The 26,379-nt window shown below is 47.2% G+C and carries 17 protein-coding genes and 2 tRNA genes; 14 read left to right on the top strand and 5 right to left on the bottom strand.

Translation table 11 applies throughout. The features are described from left to right. Positions 1–226 precede the first annotated feature (226 nt). The 6 genes from ACQY6I_RS24640 to ACQY6I_RS24615 all read left to right on the top strand — a co-directional run bounded on the left by ACQY6I_RS24640 (position 227) and on the right by ACQY6I_RS24615 (position 4,304). The gene (locus ACQY6I_RS24640) at positions 227–1,069 is read left to right on the top strand and encodes an HAD-IIB family hydrolase (protein ID WP_428244336.1); all 843 of its coding nucleotides are present in this window, start codon (positions 227–229) and stop codon (positions 1,067–1,069) included. 10 nt (positions 1,070–1,079) lie between these two features. Further along, positions 1,080–2,303 (top strand): glycosyl transferase, encoded by a 1,224-nt coding sequence (locus ACQY6I_RS24635; protein WP_428244335.1) that lies wholly within the window; start codon positions 1,080–1,082, stop codon positions 2,301–2,303. A gap of 63 nt (positions 2,304–2,366) precedes the next feature. Continuing rightward, entirely contained in the window at positions 2,367–3,209 is an 843-nt protein-coding gene (gene galU / locus ACQY6I_RS24630; RefSeq protein ID WP_428244333.1) for a UTP--glucose-1-phosphate uridylyltransferase GalU, read from the top strand. Positions 3,210–3,336: 127 nt separating this feature from the next. Further along, a tRNA-Glu gene (locus tag ACQY6I_RS24625) sits at positions 3,337–3,412 on the top strand. A 39-nt stretch (positions 3,413–3,451) separates the two neighbouring features. Then, positions 3,452–3,527, top strand: a tRNA-Gly gene (locus ACQY6I_RS24620). Positions 3,528–3,839: 312 nt separating this feature from the next. Continuing rightward, positions 3,840–4,304, top strand: coding sequence for a YbaN family protein (locus ACQY6I_RS24615; protein WP_428244332.1), 465 nt, complete (start codon positions 3,840–3,842; stop codon positions 4,302–4,304). A gap of 151 nt (positions 4,305–4,455) precedes the next feature. Here the strand turns inward: ACQY6I_RS24615 and aceF are convergent, their stop codons facing one another. The 5 genes from aceF to hexR form a co-directional block, all read right to left on the bottom strand. After that, the gene (gene aceF / locus ACQY6I_RS24610) at positions 4,456–6,318 is read right to left on the bottom strand and encodes a pyruvate dehydrogenase complex dihydrolipoyllysine-residue acetyltransferase (protein ID WP_428244331.1); all 1,863 of its coding nucleotides are present in this window, start codon (positions 6,316–6,318) and stop codon (positions 4,456–4,458) included. Positions 6,319–6,328: 10 nt separating this feature from the next. Beyond that, positions 6,329–8,986, bottom strand: coding sequence for a pyruvate dehydrogenase (acetyl-transferring), homodimeric type (gene aceE, locus ACQY6I_RS24605; RefSeq protein ID WP_428244330.1), 2,658 nt, complete (start codon positions 8,984–8,986; stop codon positions 6,329–6,331). 121 nt (positions 8,987–9,107) lie between these two features. Then, positions 9,108–10,553: a pyruvate kinase gene (gene pyk / locus ACQY6I_RS24600; RefSeq protein WP_428244328.1), complete on the bottom strand. Its 1,446-nt coding sequence runs from the start codon at positions 10,551–10,553 to the stop codon at positions 9,108–9,110. Between the two features lie 291 nt (positions 10,554–10,844). After that, the gene (gene gap / locus ACQY6I_RS24595) at positions 10,845–11,861 is read right to left on the bottom strand and encodes a type I glyceraldehyde-3-phosphate dehydrogenase (RefSeq protein WP_428244327.1); all 1,017 of its coding nucleotides are present in this window, start codon (positions 11,859–11,861) and stop codon (positions 10,845–10,847) included. 232 nt (positions 11,862–12,093) lie between these two features. Next, a complete protein-coding gene (gene hexR, locus ACQY6I_RS24590; RefSeq protein WP_428244326.1) occupies positions 12,094–12,966 on the bottom strand; it encodes a transcriptional regulator HexR in 873 nt (290 codons plus the stop codon). A gap of 262 nt (positions 12,967–13,228) precedes the next feature. Between hexR and zwf the strand changes: the two genes are divergently transcribed. The 8 genes from zwf (at position 13,229) to ACQY6I_RS24550 (ending at position 26,184) form a co-directional block, all read left to right on the top strand. Next, positions 13,229–14,704, top strand: a complete 1,476-nt coding sequence (gene zwf / locus ACQY6I_RS24585) for a glucose-6-phosphate dehydrogenase (protein ID WP_428244325.1) — start codon at positions 13,229–13,231, stop codon at positions 14,702–14,704. A 112-nt stretch (positions 14,705–14,816) separates the two neighbouring features. Further along, complete coding sequence (gene pgl, locus ACQY6I_RS24580; protein ID WP_428244324.1) at positions 14,817–15,512, top strand: 6-phosphogluconolactonase; 696 nt, start codon at positions 14,817–14,819, stop codon at positions 15,510–15,512. 20 nt (positions 15,513–15,532) lie between these two features. After that, on the top strand, positions 15,533–17,353 hold the full coding sequence (gene edd, locus ACQY6I_RS24575; RefSeq protein WP_428244323.1) for a phosphogluconate dehydratase: 1,821 nt from the start codon (positions 15,533–15,535) through the stop codon (positions 17,351–17,353). 15 nt (positions 17,354–17,368) lie between these two features. Continuing rightward, entirely contained in the window at positions 17,369–18,379 is a 1,011-nt protein-coding gene (gene glk / locus ACQY6I_RS24570; protein ID WP_428244321.1) for a glucokinase, read from the top strand. Positions 18,380–18,400: 21 nt separating this feature from the next. Next, positions 18,401–19,039 (top strand): bifunctional 4-hydroxy-2-oxoglutarate aldolase/2-dehydro-3-deoxy-phosphogluconate aldolase, encoded by a 639-nt coding sequence (locus ACQY6I_RS24565; protein ID WP_428244320.1) that lies wholly within the window; start codon positions 18,401–18,403, stop codon positions 19,037–19,039. A gap of 321 nt (positions 19,040–19,360) precedes the next feature. Continuing rightward, positions 19,361–22,597 (top strand): glycoside hydrolase family 15 protein, encoded by a 3,237-nt coding sequence (locus ACQY6I_RS24560; RefSeq protein ID WP_428244319.1) that lies wholly within the window; start codon positions 19,361–19,363, stop codon positions 22,595–22,597. A gap of 113 nt (positions 22,598–22,710) precedes the next feature. Continuing rightward, a complete protein-coding gene (gene malQ / locus ACQY6I_RS24555; RefSeq protein WP_428244318.1) occupies positions 22,711–24,915 on the top strand; it encodes a 4-alpha-glucanotransferase in 2,205 nt (734 codons plus the stop codon). 174 nt (positions 24,916–25,089) lie between these two features. Beyond that, positions 25,090–26,184, top strand: coding sequence for an ABC transporter ATP-binding protein (locus ACQY6I_RS24550; protein ID WP_428244316.1), 1,095 nt, complete (start codon positions 25,090–25,092; stop codon positions 26,182–26,184). Positions 26,185–26,379 lie beyond the last annotated feature (195 nt).

Raw genomic sequence — 26,379 nt, 5'->3', positions numbered from 1 at the left:
ACCCTGATTGATATCTTAGGTTATCAATCACTTCAAAGTCGGGTCGTTTTGGGATCATCATCCAATTAATTGGATAACATTTGTTATTTTGCACAAAAAGTGAGGAAATATCATATAGGACTTTTATTTGTGCACCAAAAATGTGCAAATATTGGTCGAATTTCCATTAAACATAGGTGGCAGGGACTTTGCACCTGAGCTAATGACTATAGCGAATAAGATGATTATGGAATTCAGCAAATCAATTATCGTATTTACCGACCTGGATGGGACGTTACTGGATCACGATACATACAGTTGTGAGGCCGCTGCCCCTGCAATTCAGGATCTTCTACAACGCCAGATTCCTATAATTCCCTGTACTTCCAAAACGTTTGACGAAGGTCGCCTGTTTATGCAGGAACGAGACTGGTCGAATCCTTTTATTTTCGAAAATGGAGGGGGGGTTGCTGTACCGGAAAATCTGATAATGGAATTATGGCCAGGATTTAACGGTGATCTATTATCGGGTTATGGTGTCCGTCTGCTCGGCGTTCCCCGAACCAGGTTGATTGAGGAGGCCCAGCGGCTTAAAAAAATGCTGGCGCTGAATATTGAACTTGCCAGCGATATGGGGGCGGATCACTTTTCGCAATTGACTGGGTTATCGGTCGATGCAGCGGCTCTCGCGCTTAAACGTAAAGTCAGTGAACCCGTCAATTGGTTGGACAGTGATGAAAGTCTCCAGGAATTTAACCGACAATTGCAGAGTGTCAGCCTTCAGGCTGTTAAAGGAGGGCGGCTGGTGTCGGTGCAGGGAAACAACAATAAAGCCAACGCCGCTAGATTTGTAACTGATTTATACCGTACTACTGTCGCAGTCAATTGTCGCACGGTGGCTCTTGGTGATGCAGCTAATGACAGGGAAATGCTCGAATGGGCTGATTTTGCGATTGTGATTCCAAAACCTTCAGGAGAGCACCTGTCTATAAGCAAACCCGACACGGATCTGATATTGGCTTCTGCAGCCGGACCGGCGGGATGGAATGCTGCAATAAAACAATTATTAAAGTTATGGGCGCTACACTAGCGGAGGAACCATGGGAGATTTCTTTCAAAATGGCATTATTGCCAATTTTCATAATTTGGTTGACCGACCTGTTGAAGACCTTGAGGAAGAGCTCAGGCGATTTCGGAAAACCAATCCAATTGGCCTGATTCTGCCTTCATTGTTTTCAGAACTGGAGATGCCTGCATTGGAAGGCATTATTCAGGAGTTGTCACAAGTTGATTATGTCGACGAAATTGTTGTCGGTCTGGACAGGGCTGATGAAGACGAATTTCGATATGCATTGAAATATTTTGGCCGCTTGCCGCAGCGGCTGAGAATATTGTGGAACGACGGTCCGCGTTTGATGGAGATTGATCAGAAGCTGAAGGAGATAGGATTGGCGCCAGCGGAGTTGGGTAAAGGACGCAATGTCTGGTATTGCATTGGTTATGCTCAGGCTTCCAATCGCACCAAAGCAATTGCCTTACACGATTGTGATGTGGTGACTTATTCCCGCTCAATGCTTGCAAGACTCATTTATCCGGTTGCCAATCCGGCGTTCGGTTATCAGTTTTGTAAGGGTTACTATGCGCGTGTCGCTGATCAAAAACTCAATGGCAGAGTGTGTCGTTTGTTGGTTGGTCCGTTGTTGCACAGCCTAAAAAAGGTTTTTGGTGCAGATGATTTTCTGGATTACCTCAGCTCGTTTCGTTATGTCTTGTCTGGTGAGTTTTCACTGCGTTCCGATATTTTAAGAAATATTCGTATCCCAAGTGATTGGGGACTGGAAATCGGGGTGTTGGCAGAGTTGCATCGTAATTACAGTGTTAAAAGTATCTGTCAGGTGGATATCGCAGATGTGTATGATCATAAGCATCAGGATTTGTCCCCGGATGATGCCACTGCCGGCTTATCTAAAATGAGTCGCGATATCACCAAAGCTATCTACCGTAAACTGGCCATTAATGGGCAGCTGATCACGGAAGAGCATTTTCGAACTATTAAGGCAGCTTACTATAGAACAGCGTTGGATTATGTCGAAGTATATTACAACGATGGCGCTATCAATGGTTTGAAGGTGGATCGGCATAAAGAAGAAGAGGCTGTGGAGTTATTTGCGAAAAACATCATGGATGCTGGAGAAGATTATCTGGCTAACCCGATGGCAACACCTTTCATGCCAAGTTGGAGTCGGGTAATCTCTGCGGTACCGCACATTTTTGAACAACTGGAGATTGCGGTTGAGGAAGATGCCAAGCAATATTCCAGTTAGTTAAGTTTGTTACTGAATAAATTAAATGAAACTAAACAAAGAAACCTATGAGAAGGAGTGATCATGATAACTAAGTGTTTGTTTCCAGTGGGAGGATATGGGACAAGATTCTTGCCAGCCACGAAGGTGATGGCAAAAGAGATTTTACCCATCGTTAATAAACCCCTGGTGCAATACGGTGTTGAGGAAGCGCTAGAAGCGGATTTGAATGAAATAGGTTTTGTGACCGGTCGGGGAAAACGGGTCATTGCCGATCATTTCGATATTTCCTATGAGCTCGAACACCAGATTGCCGGTACCAGTAAGGAAAAATACCTTCGGTCTATCCGGGATGTGATGGCAAAAGGGATTTTCTCTTTTACCCGGCAGCCAGAAATGAAAGGTCTTGGGCATGCTATCCTGACCGGTAAGACCCTGATCGGTAACGAGCCTTTTGGCGTGGTTCTGGCAGATGACCTCTGTGTCCCGGATGAAGGTTACGATAACGTTCTGGCACAGATGGTTCAGATATATAAACAGTTTCGTTGCAGTATTGTGGCGGTTATGGAAGTACCCATGGATGAAATCGAAAAATATGGCGTGATTGCCGGTGAAGAAATGAAAAGTGGTTTGTACCGGATCACAGATATGGTGGAGAAGCCAGCTCCAGATGATGCACCTTCCAATCTGGCCATTATTGGTCGTTATATTCTGACCCCTGATATTTTTGATATTATTGCCGACACGCCACCGGGGAAAAATGGTGAAGTCCAGCTGACTGATGCGCTGTTGACCCAGGCTCAGCAGGGTTGTGTTCTGGCCTATAAGTTCAAAGGCACGCGGTTTGATTGCGGAAGTGTCGATGGGTACGTACAGGCAACCAACTATGTATATGAGAATCTCTACAAGAAAGGATTGCTTGAGTAAGGCCTGATTTTCTGAGAATTTGGGTATGCGGTTGATTTTTATGGATTTTTTTAAAAAAAAGTATTGCATTCCCAAAATCCGTTGGTAATATACGCGCCACTTCCAACGGCAACGTGGAAAACGAAGTGTCCCCTTCGTCTAGTGGCCTAGGACACCGCCCTTTCACGGCGGTAACAGGGGTTCGAGTCCCCTAGGGGACGCCACCTTTTTTTAGTAGAAGGTCGCGTTTAGTTTGGAAATATGCGGGAATAGCTCAGTTGGTAGAGCACAACCTTGCCAAGGTTGGGGTCGCGAGTTCGAGTCTCGTTTCCCGCTCCAAATTTTTAAAAAAACCAGTCCTCTGTGACTGGTTTTTTTATGTCTTAAGGTTTTTCTGTAGAGTTGTGCAGCATTGCCTGTCGCTTGAGCCTCATTTCCTGCTCCAGTGTTCTTAAATTCAGTTCGTTAAAGCTGTATCTCTGTTTTTCATCACAGGTCTTGTGATGATCGTTAAAATGCATTTGGGGAGATAATGTGCATAAAACGTTCTGGAAAAGCAGGCAAGGGTAATCGCTTTTATGGATCGAAATGGTCAGTTATTTCATATTTACCTACTTACTCATGCGGTCCATGCTTGTTTCAAGTTTCAAAATGAATTTATGCTGTGGAGTTGGTAGGTATTGCCCGAAAAAAGGCTATGTTTATGGTGGTCTCGAAAAACAGAGTGATGGTGTTGGTATGGCTTTGCGATGGTTTCTGATTGTTATTGGCTGGTTGGCGGTATTGCTGGGTTTTATCGGTATATTTTTACCTGTGCTGCCAACAACCCCTTTTCTGTTATTGGCTGCTTCGTGTTTTGCTAAGAGTTCTCCTCGGTTTCATCGGTGGGTGATTTCGAGTCCTTTATTTGGGCCGATTATCAAAGATTGGCAGGAACATCGATTTATTGAGAAGAAGGTCAAAATATGGGCAATAGGGGTCACCATAATGACATTTGCAGTGTCTATTTATGTGGTGCCGGTGATAGCCGTAAAGTATTTTCTGGTAGGCATGCTGCTGATATGTCTGTTTTTTATGGTGCGTTTACCAACACAGCCATTGTTAAAGCGCGAATGAATATTAGCAGGTCGGTATGATGAGATAAGGTTTGGTCGGCTTGTGAACGCCGTGCTGTCGGTCTGGCTTGCCGGAAAACAACACTGAGTTACAAATGAAATGAGCCTCATAATGAGGCTCATTTTGTGACTGGATGTGGAAAATCAGGTGTTCAGAGAACCAGTCTTCTGATATCGCCTAACACCGCTCCCAGGTAGTTGGTAAATTTAGCGGCATCCGCACCATTCACTGCTTTGTGGTCATATGACAAGGAAAGCGGAGTGAAGGTTCTCGGTACAAACTGTTTACCGTCCCAATGTGGTTTCACCATGTTTTTGGAGACGCCTAGAATGGCAACTTCGGGTGCATTCACAATAGGCGTAAATGCGGTACCACCAATGCCTCCGAGGCTGGAGATAGTAAAGCAGCCGCCCTGCATTTCATTGGGCTTAACCTGTCCTTTACGTCCACGCTGGGCAAAATCAATGATTTCCTCGGCCAGTTGCCAGATTGATTTTTTGTCAGCATCTTTGATAACGGGAACAATCAAGCCATTAGGAGTATCGACAGCGATACCAATATTGACGTAATGCTTCTGTACGTAGCGTTTGCCGTCAGACATCAGTGACACGTTGAACTTGGGAAACTCCTGCAGCGCTGATGCACATGCCTTAACCAGGAACGCCAATGGTGAAATCTTCACACCACGTTTTTCCATTTCCCCTTTCAGGGATTGACGGAAGGTTTCCAGATCGGTCACGTCGGCTTCATCAAACTGAGTGACCATAGGAATGTTCAGCCAGTTGCGATGCATGTTTTGAGCTGTCAGTTGTTGTATCCGGTTGAGCTCCAGAATTTCCACCTGACCAAACTTAGAGAAATCCTGATCGGGTATTGCAGGAATACCTGCGCCAGAAGTGGCTTTTTCAGGTTCTTTCAGTTTGTTTTTAACCCAGTTGGCTACATCTTCTTTAACAATCCGGGCTTTCGGTCCAGTGCCTCGAACCAGAGCAAGATCAACTCCAAACTCTCTCGCCAGTCGACGTACTGCCGGGCCGGCATGAACCGTTTTTGACGGTTTTACAATGTCATCGTTTTGAGTGCTTGGTGTGGTAGTGCTGGCTGGTACGGGTGCTTGCGGTGCTGCAGTTGCTGCCGTCTGAGCAGGTGCTGGTGCTGGTGCCTGGGCAGAAGTGCTTTTCAGTTCGATCAGCGCTGTACCCTGAGACACTTTGTCTCCGGTTTTGACCAGGACATTAACAACTTCGCCGTCTTGTGGGCAGGGGACTTCCATGGAGGCTTTGTCAGATTCCAGGACCACGATAGGATCATCGGCCTTAAGTGTCTGCCCGACCTGGACATTCACTTCGATGATCTCAACGTCTTCAGCCCCGCCGATATCGGGCACATTGATTGTTTCAATTGCAGATGTTCCAGCTGAAGGGGCTGGAGTGCTGCCGGTCTCTGCTGTTACACCGCTGGATGATTTTACTTCAATCAGCAGGTCACCTTCAGACACCTTATCGCCCGTATTGACTTTCAGGCCGACCACTTCACCTTCGATGGGTGAGGGGACTTCCATGGAAGCTTTATCGGATTCCAAAACGACAATGGGATCATCGATTGCAATGGTGTCACCAACTTTAATGTTGATTTCAATAATCTCAACGCCTTCTGCGCCGCCGATATCTGGTACGTGCACTGGCGTGATGGCTGAGCTCGCTGCTGAAGCGGAAGTCTCTGCCGGTTTTTCGGTAGGTGTTGATGGACTTTCGGTGGAGGCACTGGAGGAATCTCCAGCGATTTCCAGGTAAACGATCTCATCGCCTTCGCCGATTTTGTCACCGACATTGACTTTGATGTGCGACACTTTTCCGGCTTTTGGAGATGGAACTTCCATTGATGCTTTGTCTGACTCCAGAACCAATAAGGTATCGTCTTCAGAAACACTGTCACCCACTTTTACGGTGATTTCGATGACTTCAGCTGCCTCGATATCACCAATGTCCGGGACCTTAATTATTTCGGTTGCCATTAGTGACTCCTTAAACCGTCATTGGATTTGGTTTGTTTGGATCCAAACCAAATTTCTGCATAGCATCATTCACGTCTTTTGCCTCTACCAACCCTTCTTCGCTTAGAGCAAATAGAGAGGCGATGACAATCCAGTGACGATCCACTTCAAAGAAATGTCTGAGTTGCTTGCGAGAGTCGCTGCGTCCAAAGCCGTCGGCGCCCAGGACATGATAAGCAGCCGGTACCCACTTGCGGATCTGGTTGGCGTAGTTCTTGGCATAATCAGCAGCAGAGATAACCGGACCTTTGCGATCTTTCAGTAAGTCGGTGACATAAGCTGTCTGTCTCTCTTCGCCTGGATGCAGCATGTTGTGACGATCAACTGCCAAACCATCGCGGGTCAGTTCGTTATAGCTGGTGACTGCCCAGATATCTGACTGAACTCCAAAATCCTGGGCCAGAATTTCTGCGGCAGCGCGAACTTCGTTGAGGATGGAGCCACTGCCCAGTAACTGTACCGCTTTTTTGCCTTTTTTGACGCCAGACTCAAACAGGTACATGCCCTTTTTGATGCCTTCTGCTGCGCCTTCCGGCATTGCTGGATGAGCGTAGTTTTCGTTCAGAGTCGTAATGTAATAGAACACATTTTCCTGATTGCCAACCATGCGCTGCAAGCCGTTCTGGATAATAACAGCGAGCTCATAAGAGTAGGTGCAGTCATACGTGACACAGTTTGGAATTGTGCCAGCCAGTATATGGCTGTGTCCGTCCTGGTGTTGCAGGCCTTCGCCATTAAGGGTTGTGCGGCCAGATGTTCCGCCAATCAAGAAGCCTCTAGCCTGGAGGTCGCCAGCTGCCCAGCTCAGATCTCCGACTCGCTGGAATCCAAACATGGAGTAGAAAATGTAGAAGGGGATCATCTGCTTGTTATAAGTACTATAAGCCGTTCCTGCAGATAGCCATGATGACATGGAGCCTGCTTCGTTGATCCCTTCTTGTAGTATCTGACCCTGCTGATCTTCTTTGTACCACATGACCTGATTACGGTCATTTGGGGTATAAAGCTGGCCTTCAGGGGCATAGATACCAACCTGACGGAACATACCTTCCATACCAAATGTACGCGCTTCGTCAGCGACGATGGGCACGATCCGATCTCCGAGGGACTTGTCTTTGGCCAGTTGTGAAATCATTCTGACAAAAGCCATTGTGGTTGAGATCTCACGATCACCTGTATCCTTCAGCAATGATTCAAATGAATCCAGGCTGGGGACTTCAAGGTTTTCCAGGGCTTTTGGTCTGCGCTGAGGCAGGTATCCGCCCAGATGGTTGCGGTGATTTCGGATGTATTGCATTTCTGCGCTGTTTTCATCCGGACGATAGAACGGTATTTCACCTTTTTCCAGCTGTTCATCGGTCACCGGAATCCGGCAGCGATCACGGAATTTCTTCAGATCATCCAGGCTGAGTTTTTTCAGTGAGTGGGTGGCATTCTGAGCTTCGCCAGCGCCGATACCAAAGCCTTTTACCGTGTGCGCCAGAATAACGGTTGGTTGTCCGTTATTATTTTCGATGGCCTGTTTATAGGCTGCGAAAACCTTATACGGATCATGACCTCCGCGTTGCAGTTTGTAGATTTCATCGTCGGTCATATCTTTGACCAGCTCTGCACTCTCAGGGTACTTGCCAAAGAAGTGTTCACGGGTATAGGCGCCGCCATTGGATTTATAGGCTTGCAGTTCACCGTCGACCACTTCGTCCATGCGTTTGGCGAGCATGCCTTTGTGATCTTTGGCGAGCAGTTTATCCCAGCCGCTGCCCCAGACAACTTTAAGGACGTTCCAGCCTGCGCCACGGAATACGCCTTCGAGTTCCTGCAGAATTTTACCGTTACCACGTACAGGACCATCCAGGCGCTGCAGGTTGCAGTTGATCACAAATACCAGGTTGTCCAGGCGTTCACGTCCGGCCAGGCTGATAGATCCGAGTGATTCTGGTTCATCGGTTTCGCCATCGCCAAGGAAAGCCCAAACCCGGCCACCTTTCTCGATCTGACCACGATTCTCCATATAGCGCATGACATGGGCTTGATAAATGGCCTGTAAAGGACCAAGCCCCATGGATACGGTTGGGAACTGCCAGTATTCTGGCATTAACCAGGGGTGGGGGTAAGAAGACAGGCCTTTGCCATCAACTTCCCTGCGGAAATTTTCCAGATGCTCTTCTTTTAAGCGGCCTTCCACAAATGAACGGGCATAGATTCCCGGGGCGATATGTCCCTGAAAATATACCAGGTCGCCAGGGTTTGATTCAGTCGGGGCACGCCAGAAATGATTAAATCCAACATCATACAATGCTGCTGAAGATTGAAAGCTGGAAATATGGCCACCAAGGTCATCACCGGTTTTGTTTGCCCTGACCACCATTGCAACGGCATTCCAGTTTATCCAGTCACGAATTTTCTGTTCTATTTCGGGATCACCAGGAAATTTAGGCTCTTCATTAACCGAAATGGTATTTCTGAATGGTGTATTCAGTGCGAATGGTACATCTGGGCCCGTAGAGGTGATTTGATCGGATAATCGCTTCAATAAATATTGAGCTCGATCCGCACCCTCTTCACGAATGACCGATGCCAGCGCATCTTGCCATTCCAGGGTTTCAATTGGATCTATATCGTGTTCCATATTTCAGGTTCCTCTCTCCTACTCGTAATGATGGAGCAATATTGTTTTCAGGTTAGGTTAGTTCATATGTAAAAAAGCCAGCCGAAAAGACAGACTGGCTTGTTTGGTAATGCAGTTCGAATCAGGTGATATTACCGACGCTCAATATTTGCATGGTGTTGGTTCCGCCATGAACACCATGGTGGTCGCCTTTGGAGATAATCACAAGGTCGCCATCGGATACCAGATTTTGTTTTTTGAGTGTTTCAACTGCATTGCGATTTACCCACACAGGATCCTGTGTGGTCACGTCAAAACTGGTTGCGGTGACACCGCGATAGAGGGCAACGCGGCACAGTGTGGCCATGTGGCGTGAAAGTGCGTAAATGGGAATACCTGAGCTGATCCGTGACATCCACAACGGAGTCGATCCGGATTCTGTGAGGCAGATAATCGCTTTAACCCCTTTGAGGTGGTTGGCTGTGTACATAACAGACATTGCAATGGCTTCGTCTGTACGCTTGAACTGTTCGTCCAGACGATGTTTGGAGCGTTGGGCTCTTCTGACTTTTTCTGCACCCAGGCAGACATCGTGCATCACCCGGACAGTTTCCACAGGGTATTTACCAGCAGCGGTTTCAGCAGAACACATGACTGCGTCCGTGCCATCCAAAACTGCATTTGCGACATCAAATACTTCGGCGCGGGTTGGAAAGGGGTTGTTGATCATGGATTCCATCATCTGCGTGGCAGTGATGACAGTACGATCCAGTATTCTGGAGCGTTCGATAATATGTTTTTGAACGCCAATCAATTGTGGATCACCGATCTCTACGCCCAGATCTCCACGGGCAACCATTACTCCGTCTGAAGCGAGGATAATTTCATCCAGAAGGTCGTGATCGAGTACTGTTTCAGCACGTTCAATCTTAGCAATGATTTCTGCACTGGATCCTGCGGTAGCCAGTAATTCTCTGGCCTGGTTAATATCCGCAGCATTTCTTGGGAAAGATACCGCAACATAATCGACGCCGATTTCAGATGCCGTCACAATATCGGCTTTGTCTTTTTCGGTCAGTGCCGGGGCCGAAAGACCACCGCCCAGCTTGTTGATGCCTTTGTTATTTGACAATGGACCGGCCAGGACAACTTTGGTCAGAATCTTGTTACCTTCCACGGATTTCACTTCCAGCCGAACACGCCCATCATCCAGCAGCAGGATGTCTCCCGGAGCACAGTCTTTTGCCAGAGCTTGGTAATCAACACCTACTTTTTCGTTGTCACCACTATCTTTGTCCAGATCGATATCCAGTAAAAAATCCTGTCCTTCAAGTAGCTCGACATTTTTATCCTTGAAGCGGGATATACGGATTTTGGGTCCCTGTAAGTCGCCCAGTATGGCAACATACTTGCTGTGTTTTTCAGAAATTTCTCTGACCCAGTCGGCTCGACGTTTGTGATCTTCGGGAGAGCCGTGAGAAAAGTTCAGTCGAACAACGTTAGCTCCTGCCAGAATCAGTTGTTCGAGTGTTTCGTAATTATCAGTTGCTGGACCCAGAGTAGTGACGATTTTTGTGCGTCTAGTCATTTCCTAATTCTCACTTGAAGATCATTTGTTGATGAGAGCCCGCTGTTTTAAGGCTCTCATTACGTAATTTAACGTGTACTGTCATAAAGTCCCCATAGCCACTATCAAAATATATTCCCAAAGGAAAAGCCTGCTGAAGGGTTATTTATTCTTTTATGCGATAAGCGGAAATTCGCTTAGTGCAACAGTTCGCATTATTACAAAGTTAGCGGCTATCGAAATTTTGCTAGCCCCTTAAACGAAAAAAGTCCAATGGCATTACCATTAGACTTTTTTTCCACCTGAACCTAATCAGGCATTCATTAACGCAATTGTGTTATCGAGCATTCTATTCGAGAAGCCCCATTCATTGTCATACCATGACATGACTTTTACAAGCTTGCCTTGTACTTTTGTTTGGGTCGCATCGAAATTGGAAGTGAAAGTGCTGTGATTGAAGTCAGTAGAAACCAATGGTTCTTTGTTGACACACAGTACTTTTGCCAATACTGGGTCCGCAGCAATAGCGTCCTCAATAATTTGGTTGACTTCTTCAGCAGTGGTTTCGCGAGGTGCCAGGAATGACAGGTCAACCAATGAAACGTTGATGGTTGGAACGCGTACCGCCATACCATCGAACTTGCCAGCCAACTCAGGCACAACCAAGCCAACGGCTGCTGCTGCACCAGTTTTGGTAGGAATCATGTTCATAGCTGCAGCGCGGGCACGGTAGAGGTCTGAGTGATATACGTCAGAAAGGCGCTGATCGTTGGTATAGGCGTGAATCGTGGTCATCAGGCCGCTTTCGATACCCAGCTTGTCGTTAAGAGGTTTAGCGATAGGAGCCAGACAGTTGGTGGTACAGGAAGCATTTGAAATAACGGTCATGTCAGAAGTCAGAACTGACTGGTTCACACCGTATACAACAGTAGCGTCAACGCCACCAGCAGGTGCAGAGATGATTACTTTTTTGGCACCAGCATCAAGGTGAGCACTGGCTTTTTCTTTACTGGCGAAGAAACCGGTACATTCGTAAACCACATCTACACTGAGTTCTTTCCAGGGCAACTCAGAAGGGTTGCGCTCAGACAGAATTGCTATTTTGTCGCCATTTACAACCAGAGCATCGTTGTCTTGCTCAACAGTCCCGACGAATTTGCCATGCACTGTGTCGTATTTGGTCAAATGGGCATTGATTTTGGCATCGCCCAAATCGTTGATGGCAACAATTTGAATTTTTTCCAGATGTTCAGGAGATTCATATAATGCACGTAGAACGTTACGGCCAATACGGCCATAGCCATTAATCGCGACACGGATTTTAGACATGTTGTGCTCCTTTATAGAAGTTTTGAGGGCCATCAGTCAGAAGTTCATTGACTGGTTTGGCCGCCACGTAAAAGATGGCTTAAATATGTAGGTTTATTACGTATTTAACCATGATATAGCGCAACAATTCTACAGTAAGTGATCTTGCCCGCTAAAAAATTGTAATAAAACTACATTTCAAACTTTCGATAAAACAATGTTCAATTGTAGCAGAGGAAAAATGACGACCCTGTTACTTGTCTTTGTTGGAAATGCGGGTTTCCGCCAGGCTTTCTTTGATAATTCTCAAATGATCCTGAAAATCAGGGCCCCTCAATAATGATACCCCAGTAGCCAGTACATCAATGATAGCCAGATGAATGAGTCTGGAGCTCATCGGTGTATAGATTTCGGTATTTTCGGAGTTTTCTGCACCCAGGTAAAGATCGCATACTTCCGTCAATGGTGAACTGGGGGTGGTTAGTCCGATAACTGTTGCGCCTGCCTGACGGGCAATGGTGGCTGCCTCGATGAGAGGTATGGTGCGACCAGTGTTGGAAATTATCATGATGACATCGCCAGGACTGGCCCCGGCAGCAGCCATACGCTGCATGAGTGAGTCGGTATGTGCGGCAACAGGAGTGCCCAGACGAAAAAACTTATGTTGTGCGTCCAGCGCAACCGGACCAGAGCCGCCGGAACCGAAAAAGTCGATTTTTTTGGCATCTGCCAGTGTCTGAACCACTTTGGCAACGGCATTGTAATCCAATGACCGCTGAGCATCACTAATGGCGCTCAGGTTCGCTTCGAAAATTTTCCGGGTGTACTGTTCAACCGTATCGTCAGATTCCACATCTCTGTTGATATAAGGTGTACCTGTGGCCAGACATTGAGCCAGTCTCAACTTGAAATCCGGAAATCCGCTGCATCCCAATGAGCGACAGAAACGATTTACCGTTGGTTCACTGACATTGGCGGCTTTTGCAAGAGAGGCAATACTGGAACGAATGGCTGAGTCAGGGTTGCTCAGAATAACCTGAGCCACTTTTTTTTCAGATTTACTCAGGCAGTCCGGGTTGGACTTCAAGCGTTCAAGAAGATTGCTGCTATGGTCTGTCTCAGTCACTATATTTATACCACTATTATTGTTGTGCGCTATCGTACATGAATAATGTCATGTAATTCTGTAATTATATTCAGAATCAATTTTAGTGCATCCTGCAGATCTGGATGTCAACTCAAGCGAATGTCTGGTTGCTGTTTCAGGTTGTTATTAGATACTGAATTCGGGCAAAATGTAAGAAAATTACAAAAATTACCTTTTCGCCGATGTGATTCGGGGTCGTACAACATTAATGTGACATTATTTTTGGAGAGCATTTAAAGGCATGAAACTACATAATGACGCTTGTAATTTCGTGATATTTGGCGGTAATGGGGACCTTTCGATTCGTAAATTGATGCCAGCGCTTTATTTTCTGGATAAAGACGATCAGCTTGCGCCTGCAGCCAAAATTATCGGAGCATCGAGGACTGCACTGGAGAGAGTTGAGTTCCAGAGCATGGTTCGTAAGGGGCTGGAAGAGTTCGTGGCCGAAAAGTACATGGATGAAACTGTATGGGATCGTTTTTCTGAGCGCCTTTCGTATGTTTCCGTCGATGCCAGTAAAAATGAAACTTTCCAACATTTATCCGAAGTTCTCGGTAACGATGCATGTCTTGGAAATACCATATTCTACCTGTCCACCGCGCCGGGGCTGTTCGGCCCGATTTGCAGAGGACTTAAGGCAAATAATCTGGTTTCGGAACACAGCAGAGTGGTCCTTGAGAAGCCATTAGGGAAGGATCTTGCTTCTTCTATTGTCATCAATGACGCAGTGGCGGAAGTGTTTGATGAAGACAATATCTACCGTATCGACCACTATTTGGGAAAAGAGACAGTACAGAATCTGCTTGCGGTCCGTTTTGCCAATGCGTTGTTTGAGCCTGTATGGACCAATAGCCATATCGATAATGTACAGATTACTGTGGCTGAGACGGTCGGTGTTGAGGGGCGCTGGGGGTATTATGATGACTCAGGTGCTCTTCGTGATATGGTTCAAAACCACATGCTGCAATTGTTATGTCTGGTGGCAATGGGGGTTCCGGTCAGTCTTGATCAGGATGCTGTACGCGCCGAAAAAATCAAGGTACTGAAGTCTCTTAAAATCATGAGTGCTTCTGAGGTCAGGGAGCATGCCGTCCGGGCACAGTATGGTTCAGGCGTTGCAAATGGGGCATCTGTTCCAGGATATACCCAGGAAGAAGGTGGAAAGCCTGACAGCACGACAGAAACCTTCGTTGCAATCCGGGCTGATATTCATAACTGGCGTTGGCGTGGGGTTCCTTTTTATCTTCGTACCGGTAAACGTCTGCCGGCGAGATTCAGCGAAATTGTCATCGAGTTCAAAGACGTTCCACACAGCATTTTCCCAGAATCTTCCAACATTATGGCTAACAAGCTGGTGATTAGGTTGCAGCCGGAAGAAAGTCTGCAGCTATATATGATGAACAAGGTTCCAGGTCTTGGAAAAGGAATGGAGGTTCATCCCGTTACCCTGAATCTGACTCAGCCTGACAAGTATGCTGATAAACGAATTCCCGAGGCTTATGAGCGTTTGTTGTTTGATGTCATGAGGGGTAACTCAACGTTATTTGTTCACCGGGCGGAAGTTGAGGCAGCCTGGAAGTGGTGTGATGCCATTCTGACTGGCTGGGCTGAGCATGCCGGGTTGCCCAGTACTTATATGTCCGGGACCTGGGGGCCGCAGACAGCCTTTGAACTGGTGGCCAAAGATGGTCGTAGCTGGCATGAAAGCAAGTAGCCGGGCCACTGGAATGGTCGGAAATTCTGCGAGTGATGTGTCAGCAGCAGTTCTATGTTTGTGCTGGTAAATGTCGCGTACTGATTAAAGCTTACTGACTCTAAGGAAGCATATGAATTTACATGAATACTCTTCGACTGACGCATTGGATCAGGCATTGGCGATCGCTGTTGCAGAGCAATTACAGCGGGATATCGATAATAACGCTGTTGCCTCACTGGCTGTTTCTGGAGGCAGTACTCCAAAGGGGCTGTTCGCCCATTTGAGCAACATGGAGCTGGCCTGGGAAAAAGTAATCGTCACCCTGGTGGATGAGCGTTGGGTTGGTCCTGAACATGCTGACAGCAATGAGAAGCTGGTGCGTGATTGTTTGTTGCAGAACTTTGCAGCTGCGGCGCAATTTATCGGGCTTAAGAATGAGCATTCAAGTGCTGAGCAAGGGGTTGCTGCACTCCATTCGGTGTTACAACAGTTACCAGCAAAATTTTCAGTGGTTGTGCTGGGTATGGGAGGGGATGGTCATACCGCATCCTTTTTCCCGCAATCGCCTCAATTGGCAGCAGCTGTTGATATGAATACAGAGTATAGCTGTTGTGCTGCAGATCCAGTGACGGCTCCCCATGAGCGAATGACTTTGACGCTGGCGAGGATTCTGGCAACTGAGTCGTTGTTTCTGCACATAACCGGTGCTCAGAAAAAACAGATTTTTGAAGCGGCCTGTCAGGCAGGTCCGTTGACTGAATATCCGGTTAGGTCTGTTATCGATCAGTCTATTGTCGATTTAGATGTCTATTGGACACATGCTTAAACCTTATCAGAGACCCTACTATGAACCCTACCGTCCAGGCTGTCACCGACAGAATTATTGAACGCAGTCAAAACAGCCGTACTCGTTATTTGGCTTTGATCGATAAAGCCGGTGAAAATTTTCCTGTACGCCAATCGCTTGGTTGTACCAATCTGGCTCACGGTTTTGCGGCCTGTGGCGTTCAGGAGAAAGAAACCATTAAGCTTATGAATGCTGCTAATGTGGGTATCGTAACCGCTTACAATGATATGTTGAGCGCGCATCAACCTTATGAGCATTTTCCGCAGCAGATCAAAAAAGCGGTCATGGAAATGGGCTGTACTGCACAGGTGGCAGGTGGGGTGCCGGCAATGTGTGATGGTGTCACTCAGGGGCAGACCGGGATGGAGCTCAGTCTGTTCAGTCGTGATCAGATTGCCATGTCGGCGGCTATTGCGCTTTCTCATAACATGTTTGATGCAGCGCTGTATTTGGGAGTCTGTGACAAAATTGTGCCTGGTTTGCTGATCGGAGCATTGAGGTTCGGGCATCTGCCAACCATCTTTGTGCCCGCGGGGCCTATGCCGACCGGGATTTCCAACTCGGAGAAGTCCAGAGTCAGACAATTGTTTGCTGAAGGTAAGGTGTCCCGGCAGGAGTTGCTTGAAACAGAAAGTCGTTCTTATCACTCGGCGGGTACCTGTACTTTTTATGGAACTGCCAACAGCAACCAGATGTTGATGGAAATTATGGGCTTGCATTTGCCTGGATCATCATTCGTCAATCCTAACGATCCTTTGCGCGAGAAGTTAACCATAAGCGCAGCGCAACAGGTGCTAAGGCTGACATCGACCAACGGTTCTTATATGCCGGTTGGCAGGATGATTGATGAAAAATCGTTTGTGAATGGGATGGTAGGGTTGTTGACTACAGGTGGTTCTACCAACCTGACCATGCATATTGTGGCTGCGGCTGCAGCGGCGGGAATCAAAATTACCTGGGATGACTTCTCTGAATTATCATCCGTTGTACCAATGTTGGCGCGTGTCTACCCAAATGGTAAGGCGGATGTAAACCATTTTCATGCCGCAGGCGGATTGCCATTCGTGATACGTGAGCTGCTGGCGGGTTCTATGCTGCATGAAGACGTTAATACTGTGGCGGGTTATGGGTTGGAGCGTTATACCCGGGAACCGTTTTTAGGTCATAACGGCAGTATTGAATGGAAGGGGTGCAGTGCCGATAGTCTGGATGAAGAAGTAGTACGCCCTGTTACCCGGCCGTTCAGCCCCGAAGGTGGACTTCAGGTTGTGCGTGGCAATATTGGGGTTGGGGTGATCAAAGTGTCTGCAGTTGCTCCGGAAAACCGGATCATTGAGGCTCCTGCAGTTGTGTTTGAAAGCCAGCAGCAATTGCAGGAAGCATTTGCGGCAGGGGAATTGAACAAAGATTTTGTCGCAGTGGTTCGGTTTCAGGGGCCTCGTGCGAATGGCATGCCGGAGCTACATAAGTTAACTCCACCGTTGGGTGTTTTGCAGGATCGCGGATATCGCGTGGCACTGGTGACAGATGGCAGGATGTCCGGAGCATCCGGTAAGGTACCTGCGGCGATTCATGTGTCCCCAGAGGCCAGTCAGGGGGGCATTCTGGCAAAAATCAGAGAGGGCGATTTAATTCGGCTGGATGCGGAAGCTGGTTCTTTGCAGGTAATCGTTGACCCGGTTGAATTTAACGAGCGCAAGGTGGTTGCTTTTGAGCCGGGACCCGATGAGTTCGGTTTTGGGCGGGAATTATTCGCCAATATGCGTGCATCAGTGAATAACCCGGAGCAGGGTGCCACTGTTTTCAGATTTGAAGACTAATTGAGGACAAAAACTGTGACCCAGGAATTTGGAATTATTGCTGATATTGGTGGAACTAATGCGAGGTTTGCGCTGGCCCCACTGAAACAGCTCGCCGCGGATGAAAAACTGCAGCTGAATGAGCAGGAGCTGTGTTACGCCAAAACCTTGAATGGTGCAGAATACGAAGGGATTGTAGATGCTGTACGGGCATACCTCGAGCATCTTCCTGAGCAGATAAAGCCTATAAAACAAGGGGTCATGGCTATCGCCTGTCCAACTGATTCCGACTATATCAAAATGACTAATCATACCTGGGCATTTTATGTTTCTGAGTTGAAACAGCAATTGGGGTTTGATTCATTGAAGTTCATCAATGACTACAATGCCCTTGCCAACTCGGTTCCCCATCTCGATGCCAGTGGTGCGATCAAGATTGGTCGTGGTACAGCAATCGAAAATATGCCTATGGTTGTCACTGGGCCTGGAACCGGGCTTGGGTTGGGGACTCTGGTATTTGATAAGCATGGTGTGCCTATTACGGTAGAAACGGAAGGAGGGCATGCTCAATTTGCGCCAACAGATGAAGTCGAGATAGAAATACTGCGCTATCTGTTGACCAAATATGAACGGGTTTCAGCCGAGCGGCTGCTATCTGGCATGGGACTGGAAAATATCTACCAGGCATTGCACCTCTATCGTAGAGGCGAAGTGGCTGTTTTGAAAGCAGCTGAAATCAGTGCAGCTGCCATTAATAAGACTGATGCTGTTTGTGAAGAAGCGCTGGCCCGATTGTGTTCCGTTCTGGGTCACTTTGCTGGAGATGCCGCATTGACATGTGGTGCCAAAGGTGGGGTCTATATTGCTGGTGGTATTCTGCCGCGATTTGTTGAGTTTTTTAAAAACAGTGCGTTCAGACAGTGTTTTGAAGCGAAAGGACGCTTGAGTGGTTTTGTCGTTGATATTCCTACTTATCTGATTGTATCGACTCAGCCGGGCTTGCTCGGCTCAGCAGCAGTGTTGAATCACATCTACAATGGTCATTAAATTTTGTCAGGAGAATAGTTTATGAGTCGCTATGATGTCGAACAGATTTTGAACTTAGCAAATCCTGTTATGCCGGTTTTGGCCATTTCAGAACTGGACCACGCAGTACCGTTAGCCAAAGCACTGGCTGAGGGGGGAGTGAACGTTCTGGAAATTACCTTAAGAACCGCCGTGGCTATGGATGTCATTGCATTATTGAAACAGCAATTGCCTGAGATGATTGTCGGGGCCGGTACCGTAACGAGTGTTGCACAGCTTGAAGCGCTTGACCGTATTGGCTGTGATTTTGCCATCAGCCCAGGTATGACAGAAGCATTGTTGTGTGCTGGTAAAGAGGTTTCCATGCCTTATTTGCCTGCTATCGCCACACCATCAGAACTAATGTTGGGGCTTCAGCATGGTTACCGTCATTTCAAGTTTTTTCCGGCAGAAAGCTATGGTGGGGTGAAAGCTCTCAACGCAATGGCGGGTCCTTTTGCGGATATCCGATTTTGTTCAACCGGAGGTATCAGCGAAAGTAATTTTGAAGACTATTTGAAGTTGCCTAATGTTATGTGTGTTGGTGGCTCATGGGTTGCCCCGGCGGCAATGGTTGAGGCTCACAAGTGGTCCGAGATTACCCAGCTGGCTCAACAGGCTGTTGCGAAAAAGAAAAGCTGACCAGTTGCTGGCCAACGTGCAGTTATTGGCAGGCCCATTGCAAACCTGTTCAGTTTGTGAGATTTCCTGGCAAATGTAATGTATGGGCGGTGTTGTGAATGGCATCAATAACGGGTCTCGTTCTGACGCATTCTGACTGACGGGCTATATGCTGCATAGTAGATGATGGCTCGGGCATTAGTCTGATGTGATTGATGTTCGGCCCAGTTGGGTTATATTTTTTATATGTGTCAGCGGCCAGATGTTTGCAGGGATTGGGATGTTATAAACTTCCGGTAATAAGGTGTCCGGGTGACAGTGAAACGGTTCAGTGGTAACAACATGTATGATCATATTCTGCAAAGGCTGGATTATTATTTTGACATGGTCGACCGCACTATTCTGTGTCGTCAGAACCCGAATACCGGTTTGTTTCCAGCGAGTACGGACATCAATGATCACGGTGACTATACCGATGCATGGGTTCGGGATAACGTATATTCCATTCAGGCCGTGTGGGGAATGTTGCTGGCCTACCAAAAAACTTCTGGCTATCAGGAACGTGTCGATCAACTGGAAAATGCCACTGTACGGTTAATGCGGGGGCTGCTGTCTTCAATGATGCGGCAGGCAGCCAAGGTTGAACGATTCAAATATACCCAAAATCCCATGGATGCACTGCATGCCAAGTATTCCACGCATTCGGGTGATGTTGTGGTGGATGACGACAAGTGGGGACATCTACAACTGGATGCCACTTCTATATATGTTTTGATGCTGGCACAGATGACGTTGTCAGGTGTCAGAATTGTCCAGACAGAACAGGAAGTACACTTTGTTCAAAACCTGGTCTGGTATATTGGCCGGGCCTATCGTACTCCTGATTTTGGAATATGGGAGCGCGGCAACAAAATCAATAATGGCCGGGTGGAAATCAACGCCAGCTCAGTGGGGATGGCCAAGGCTGCGCTGCAGGCGATTCGTGGTGTTAATCTGTTGGGAGAAGCATGTGGCCAGAAGGGGGTCATTCATGTCCTGGCTGATGAAATTGCCCGTTGTCGGACAGTTTTAGAGCATTTGTTGCCGCGTGAATCATGGTCTAAGGAGGTCGATGCTGCCTGCCTTTCCATCATCGGTTATCCTGCCTTTGCGGTAGAGAAAAAATCTCTGGTTAAAAAAACACGGTCTGAGATTCTCGCTAAACTGGCAGGTTTTTATGGTTGTAAACGCTTCCTGCGCGATGGTCATCAAACGGCTATTGAAGATCATAACCGATTGCATTATGAACTTCATGAACTGAAAAGTTTCGAGCATATCGAATCCGAATGGCCATTGTTTTTCACCTATTTGTATCTCGATGCTCTGTTTCGTGAAGATGCCGAGCAGATCCGTTTTTACCGTGACCGGCTTGATCGCCTACGAGTGGAAAAAGACGGTCAATTGCTGTTACCTGAACTATATATCGTGCCTCATGATCGAATTGAGGAGGAAAAAGAAGATCCAGGTTCTCAAGCCAGAATTGCCAATCAGAACGTTCCTTTGGTCTGGACTCAGAGTCTGTACGTGCTGGGCTGCCTGATTCATGAACATTTGTTAGACAAACACGATATCGACCCGCTCAGGACTCATAAGCGCATTGGCCGACGTATGCAAAACCCCATACAGGTAGCGTTTATTGCAGAAGATGAACACGTCAAAGAAACTCTGGCAGGTCACGGAATTTATTCCGAAACGCAGTCCGATGTCGAACCTGTGAGGATTCTGAGCGCGATGGAGTTTCCGCGTCTGTTTGCCATTCTTGGGCAGGACAGGGAAATGGGGTTGACTGGTAGGCCTCCCAGACGTGCTCGTTCTCTTGCTTCGGCACAGTTTTACCAATTACAGGGTGAGACCTGTTTGTTTTTATCTCATATCCAAAATCAGTCTCGCTTTTATCTGAGCGCCGACAACCGTTTTACCTTTGCCAAAATTAAAAGCGAGCTCAGTTATATATCCCGGCATTGGTGCCAGCCACAGAAGCCAATCCAGGTGATTCTGGTGACGCGGGATATGCTGGAAGCACCAGATGCAGATGCCATTTATGAGTTTGCCCGGCAGTGCAGTGGCAATAAGGTTGAGTCTGTAGAGATCATTACTGGACCGTTGTTGGAACTGATTGATAGTGGTTCGATAGAGCGTATTGATGAGTTGCATGACTATCAGTTGCCGGACAATTACTCTCTGTCGCCGAGAAGGGCCAAAAAGTGGTTAAAGTTTACGCTGGAAAAGTGCAAGCCGATTGCCCATGACATGTTGTCGTTGTTACAACCGGATCGCTCAGATGAGCAGTTGATCGACAGCTTGATCCAATCGGTCAATTTATATGAACAGCAGGATATTCTTCTGGAGTTGGTGGCCAGAAAAGGATTACAAGCGGAGATTGGTATTGCACCTAAAGTGACGCTTAAAGTCTTGCTGGACGAAGTGTACGACACTGCGTGTCACCAGCAGGTGTGGAACGTGGTTCGAAAAGCAGCAGGTGCACTTGGTCGCTATTGGCATGGGTTGGAAGACGCCGTTGCCGAGATTGTCGCACGGCAGAAATCGTTGGTGGTTGGACGTACTTATTCTGATAAAGGAATGTTGCGCAGAGTGCCGGATAATCGCGAGTTATTGAGGTTGATTCAGGAAAATACCGGTTACGATGATCGTGAGGTCATACTGAATCAGGAGCTCATTGTGTTTATGGCCGCACTGTTGAAAGATCAGCCTGCGCTGTTTCAAGGAATGAAGACCTTTATTCCGGGTCAGTTTATGCATCTCATAATGTCGCAATTGCAATCGGAACAAGCGTTGGCGCCGTCTGATGCATTTGAGTTGCTGTGCTCCTTAAGCCCCTATGATTTATACGACAGGGTACGCAAGGTGCTGGAAAACTATGAAATGTCGGTTCAGCGTTTGATCGCCCAGGAATCCTTACCGGCGATGCATCATGGCCCTATTTGTGAAGTCCATTTTGACAGTAAAGATGACCCTCTGTTGGGCGAGGAAAAGGACTGGAAAAAGTGGCGTGAAGTCCAGGGGCTGATTCCACGTTTTCAGGATAACTTTTTTTCAGACCTCTGGAGTCTGCTGAATCACTGTCATGGGATTGTGCTGGGGGATCGGTTTGATTCCCGTACCCGTATGGATTCTGATATTGCGCTCAATTCCATGACGGGTGGAGAGGCTCAGTTTGCCAACCTGATCGAAAAAATGCTGATACGCATCAGTACCAATTCCTACCGGCAAATGACCATCGAAGTGATTCAGGCATTGTGCAGTCTGTTCAAAATGAATCCTGACCTCAGAGTTCCGCATTTATTAGTGGTCGAGGTGATTCTGGGCCATGCGGTCCGGTTGAATTGGGTTAATCAGGAAGATCATGACGCTGACCAGTACAATGCCGAACGCGGTAAAGCCTGGCAGGAGTTTTATCAGCTTCCTCCGTATCGGGTTGCGCTGGCGGTACAGACATCTTTTGAATATTTGATTCGTCAGAATGATCACGCCCAACTGCTTGATGGAGGAGAGGGTGAGACTGTATATGATCATCACTGAAGACGTGTATATCTCAAATGTGTTGATTCGGGAGCGCTAGTGAGCGGTTTGTCAGATGTTGTTACGGAAAATGACAAGCTGTTAAATAATTCATCTGCTAAAAGAGTTTTCATGTGAACAACTCGGAAGAATTGACTTGGCAACTGGCATCGCTGCTTGGGTTTAAGAGGACATACACCGACTATAAGGGTCAGACTGCGGAGATCAGTCCACAGCGGATGCTTCATTTGATAGCGGCAACCGGCATAGATTGTTCCTCCGACGAGGCGGTTCAGCGTGCGATTACAAAGCTACAGCGTCAATACTGGTTACACCCCTGCGACCCGGTGGTGGTATTGAGACCACATTTGAGTGCTGATATGAAAGTCCGGCTGCCAGCTGGCAGCGAAGAGGCTCTTGGTATATCTCTGGTACTAGAATCTGGTGAAGTGGCGAACTTGCCGGAGTGTCAGTTTCAGCAATTACCGTTGCTACAGTCACATGAAATGAATGGAACCCTGATTGAGGAGCGAAGGATTCAGCTACCACAGGATATTGTGCCGGGCTATCACTCTCTTGAACTCACTTATTCGACCGGCACTGTTTCGGTGATGTTGGTGGTAACTCCCTCCGTAGGTTATGTGAACGATCGTTTGCAGAGTAATGAAAAAATTTGGGGTACAGCCATTCAGTTGTATTCGTTGCGCAGTGAGAACAATTGGGGTGTTGGTGATTTTTCTGATCTGATAGAGCTGATTCAGGCACTGGCATCCGTGGGAGCCGGTTTTGTCGGTCTGAACCCTATCCACGCGCTATATCCTGTCAACGCCGAACATGTCAGTCCTTATAGCCCTTCCAACCGGAATTTTCTTAACCCTTTGTATGTTGATGTTCTGAAGGTGTCTGAATTTTCGGATAATGCTGAGCTACAGAACTGGTATCACAGTCCCGATATTCAGTCGGAGCTGGCACAGTTGAGAGCTGAAAAAATGATCCCCTATTCCCGGGTGGCTCAGTTGAAACAGCATGCTTTCAGGTTGTTGTTTCAAACGTTTCAGGATCATCACGTCAATCGCAACACGGAGCGCTTTCTGTCATTCGAGAAATTCCTGGATGAGGGAGGGTTGCCGTTGTTTCAACATTGTCTGTTTGAAGCGCTCTCTGAATATTTTAATCAGCAGGATCCAGCTGCGATCGGATGGGCATCGTGGCCCGAAATGTTTCACGATATTCATTCAGCTGAAGTGAAAGAATTTTCAGAGTCTCATGCAGAGGAGGTTCTCTTTTATCAGTATCTGCAGTTTATCAGTGATGAGCAATTACAACGGGCTGATGAGGTCGCGAAAGCAGCATCAATGGGGCTGGGGTTGTATCGGGATCTTGCTGTTGGTGCTGACCGGGGCGGTGCGGAAGTCTGGTCCAATCCGGAAGCATTCCGTCAACAGATCAGTATTGGTGCTCCACCCGATGCACTTGGGCCTTTAGGCCAGAATTGGGGGTTGCCTCCTATGGATCCTGTTGCGCTCCGGAATGAAAGGTATCAGCCGTTTATTACGTTGGTACGCAATAATATGCGTGCCTGTAGCGCACTAAGAATTGATCATGCGATGGCGCTCTTTCGTCTGTGGTGGTGCCCTCCCGGAGAGACTGCGGCTGAAGGGGCCTATATTCACTATCCGTTTGAAGACATGCTCGGCATCCTGTTGCTGGAGAGCCAGCGCAATCAATGCATGATCATTGCTGAAGATCTTGGCACTGTTCCCGTCGAAGTGCAGCAGGCTTTTCCGGCAGCCGGACTTTATTCGAATAAAGTGTTTATTTTTGAAATTTCCGGGCATGGCTGTAAACGACCCGAAGAGTATGCACGGAATGCCCTGGCCATTGTTGTGAATCATGATATGCCGACATTGGCTGCTTATTGGAACTATGAAGATTTGAGGCTTAGGGAGCGTCTGCAGTTATTCGAAAATGACGAGGTTGTCCGGCACGAATATGCCACCCGTGCCTGGGCCCGACAGCAGATCTTTAATGCATTGCATGAGCGCGGTTTTTTACCGGCCGAATATCCAGGGCAGGCTGACGAAATTGTCGAGATGAATATGGATTTAAACCTCGCAATTCACCGTTATCTTAGTTCCGGATATTCACAACTGGTTGCACTGCAATTGGAAGATCTGATGCTGATGACGGAACCGGTTAATGTGCCGGGAACCAGTACCGAATACCCGAACTGGCGTCGCAAACTGTCTGTCAGTGTTCAACAATTGTTTGCAGATGAACAAATCAAAAATTTCTGTTGGCAGATATCTGACACTCGAAAACAGGTATCGGATCAATAGATCTAACGGTCTCATGGTTTCAAGCTTGCCGAGCTGTAGCTAAAAGCCGTAGACTTGAAGTTCTGAGGTTCCTAACCCTTTAAACAGAGGGTTTTTTGTAGCCTGACATCATATGCGCAGGAGCTTTTTCCGCGTTTTATTCCATTTTGAAATAACAACAAAGAGTGAAATATCATGGCGAGTATTAAATTTGATAATGTCGTTAAAAGTTATGGCGATGTTAATATCATTAAGAATCTAAACCTCGAAATTCAGGACAAAGAATTCATGGTGCTGGTGGGTCCCTCCGGGTGTGGTAAGTCGACCACTCTGCGGATGATTGCTGGTCTTGAAGAAGTGTCCGATGGTGAGTTGTATATTGGTGACCGTGTTGTCAACAATGTTCACCCGAAAGATCGAGATGTTGCCATGGTATTTCAGAGCTACGCTTTGTATCCGCATATGTCTGTTCGCGAAAATATCGCCTTTGGTTTGCGTCTGCGTAAAATGCCTTCCGAAGAAATTGATCGCCTTGTTAACGAAGCGGCTGAAACTCTAGGATTGTCTCACTTGCTTGACCGTAAGCCTAAAGCACTGTCTGGTGGTCAACGTCAACGGGTTGCACTGGGACGAGCTATTGTCCGTAAACCATCTGTTTTCCTGTTTGACGAACCATTGTCAAACCTTGATGCAGAACTTCGTGTGCAAATGCGTGCAGAGATCGGTAAGCTGCAGAAGCGTCTCGGTATTACGTCTGTATATGTTACGCACGATCAGGTCGAAGCGATGACCATGGGTGATCGTATTGCGGTATTACACGATGGGGAGTTGAGACAGGTTGGTAGCCCGCTGGAGTTATACGATACCCCGGCCAATGTTTTTGTGGCACAGTTCATCGGTACTCCAAACATGAATATTCTGACCATGACGGTTTCTGATGATGGCCAGACGATTACCCACCCCTCATTGACTATTACCGTACCGGACGACTGGAAAGCATCCGTCAGTAACTACAAGGGCAAAAAAGTGGTTGTTGGGTTTCGTCCTGAGCATGTTCGCCCTGAGGACGAGCATGACTGGGTTACCACTGCCAAGTTAAACGGTACTGTGGAAATTATTGAGACTCTTGGTCATGAAGTGGTAGCGCATTTGCGAGTTGATGGCGTAGAACATCAGATCATTTCTAAAATGGATGCTCATAAAATTCCTACCCCAGGGGATGCTGTCGAAATGGATGTGAACACTTCTAAAATTCATATCTTTGATGCTGAAACTGAAAACAGACTCTAATATCAAGCATTTCAACTGAGAAACCGGGGGAGCCCCCGGTTTTTTTGTGTCTGTATATTTGCTTCTATCCCCACCCGGTTTTTATAAGCTTTAGTTCAGTACCCATACTCCTGATGTTTTCCGTATTCAAAAATTTTCATAGATAATTTGAGGTGTGGACATGGGTTTAATTATGAAGTGTGAACTAAAATAGGG

The sequence above is a fragment of the Gynuella sp. genome, assembly GCF_050297175.1.
GTDB lineage: Bacteria > Pseudomonadota > Gammaproteobacteria > Pseudomonadales > Natronospirillaceae > Gynuella.
The sequence above is the reverse complement of the archived record's forward strand: the minus strand, read 5'-3'. Positions and strand labels throughout refer to the sequence as shown.